The sequence below is a fragment of the Streptomyces hilarionis genome (genome assembly GCF_024539675.1).
Lineage (GTDB): Bacteria > Actinomycetota > Actinomycetes > Streptomycetales > Streptomycetaceae > Streptomyces > Streptomyces hilarionis.
Window position 1 is genome coordinate 1 of record NZ_JAHHIT010000398.1, and the last position, 598, is coordinate 598.

General features: G+C 51.8%; 1 protein-coding gene. It reads right to left on the reverse strand.

Features of this window, described 5'->3' with window-relative positions; all coding sequences use genetic code 11:
• On the reverse strand, positions 1 to 446 hold a 446-nt coding region (stbB, locus tag KMS84_RS43725), incomplete at its 3' end, for a StbB family protein (RefSeq protein WP_256921265.1).
• Between the last annotated feature and the right edge of the window lie 152 nt (positions 447 to 598).

Consider the following 598-nt stretch of genomic DNA (forward strand, 5'->3'; position numbering starts at 1 on the left):
GCAGCAAAGGTGTGCGGCAAGTCGTCCGCGTCATCGATCTCGACCTTGTTGAACACCACCAAGATCCGGCTACGGGGAACACCCAACGCTGCCAAGGTCTTGATCGTGTTGATCGTATCGGCCTGTTGCTTCTTCTCTGATACCGTGGGCACCAGGAAGTAATCGAATTCTTCGTGCGAGCCTGCGAACTGGCCCATGTACTTGAAAAAATCTTCGACGTTGGATGCTCCAACGTCGATAACTGCATTGTCCTCGGTCATCAAAATTTCGGAAAGCTCGCCAAACTGGCGACCCTTCATACGTTCTATCTCAGCCGCGTCGTCTGAAGCACCGGCGTTGATCGTTTCAATGGCAAAACGCAAACCTCCTAAGCGCGGCCAAACCAATTGATCGGATACGGTTGTTTTACCGGTATTGCCACTGAAATTGACTACTGCGAGTTTCATGTGCGCTTCCTTCTGCTACGGCCAGCACTTTCGTACATGGCCAGATCTGAGGCGTTCTGATCGTCCCCAGGATTCATAATCTTGCTCAGCTCACTCGGCCCCAACGGGGCCGTTTGACTCTCCTTTGAATCTGCATCTGTATAGTACGATAC